A 391-nucleotide genomic window follows, 5' to 3' on the forward strand; every position below is an offset into this window, starting at 1 on the left:
TTTCTGAAGTGGCGCATTGGTCGGCAGGCTGACTTGCTGGGCGGAGACCTCGCCCTGGATTGAAAGACCCGGAATGTCCACTGTTACCAACATTGCGCAGTTGAACGCAGCCATTTTGGCGGCCAATAGCGTCACCACACCGGGCACCATAACGATCACTTTCGGCAACGACATCACGTTCCGGACCACTGCGCTGCAGGCGATCAATCTGCATCCGGGCGTCACACTCGACATCGAGGGCGGCGGGTTCATCTTGAGCGGCAGCGGCGTCCAGCGAGGGCTGTTCGTCTATGCTGGCACCGTCGACATCAGTGGACTCGGTATCCATGACATGCTGGCGCAAGGGGGCGATGGCGGCGCGACGGGTGGTGGTGGCGGGGCGGGCCTTGGT

At 61.9% G+C, this 391-nt stretch carries 1 protein-coding gene; it reads left to right on the forward strand.

Translation table 11 applies throughout. From position 1 onward, the window contains the following. Nucleotides 1-73: 73 nt before the first annotated feature. On the forward strand, nucleotides 74-391 hold a 318-nt coding region (locus tag NJE57_RS19950; RefSeq protein ID WP_319030231.1), incomplete at its 3' end, for a hypothetical protein.

The organism is Dietzia sp. PP-33, assembly GCF_033790845.1.
Classification (GTDB): domain Bacteria; phylum Actinomycetota; class Actinomycetes; order Mycobacteriales; family Mycobacteriaceae; genus Dietzia.